Source organism: Streptomyces sp. AC627_RSS907 (assembly GCF_019049165.1).
Window position 1 is genome coordinate 1 of sequence record NZ_JAGMUE010000260.1, and the last position, 556, is coordinate 556.

The 556-nt window shown below is 72.3% G+C and carries 1 pseudogene; it reads left to right on the top strand.

The window, feature by feature from the left end:
- Positions 1-114: 114 nt before the first annotated feature.
- Positions 115-556 (top strand): annotated as a pseudogene (locus KUM32_RS33175) (hypothetical protein); the annotation flags it as partial.

Sequence of the window (556 nt, forward strand, 5' to 3'; positions counted from 1 at the left end):
CCGCCTTCACCCCCCATTCACCGGACGCCGCCCGGAATGTGGGTTTCCGGAGCGATGCTGCACCCCTGACACACGCACCGCCACCACGGCGGTGCCACGGGGGGAGTGAGGCGTGTGAAACGCATCCTCGGCATCGTGTTGGCGTTCGCCCTCATCGGCGGCGTCATCACGGCGGTCGTCCTGGGCCGGGACGACTCCGAGGCGAGCGGCACGACGACGGTACGCGGCGTCATCGGGTCGGAGAAGGCCGATTTCCTCAACGATCCCGAGGTGCTCGACGCCCTCGCCGACCAGGGCTTCGCCGTGGAGACCGAGTCCTCGGGGTCCTGGGACATGAAGGACATGGACCTCAAGGGCGCGGACTTCGCCTTCCCCGGCAGCGCCGCGCCCGCCGACGCGCTGGGCCGCGCGCACCGCGTGCAGGGCTCGCCGCTGCGCCCCTTCTACTCGCCGCTGGTCGTCCTCGCCCGCCGCCCCGCCGCCAAGACGCTCGCCGCGAACGGTTACGTGAAGCTCACCGGCCCCGCCGGCCGCGAGGGCAGCGGCACGCTGCCTA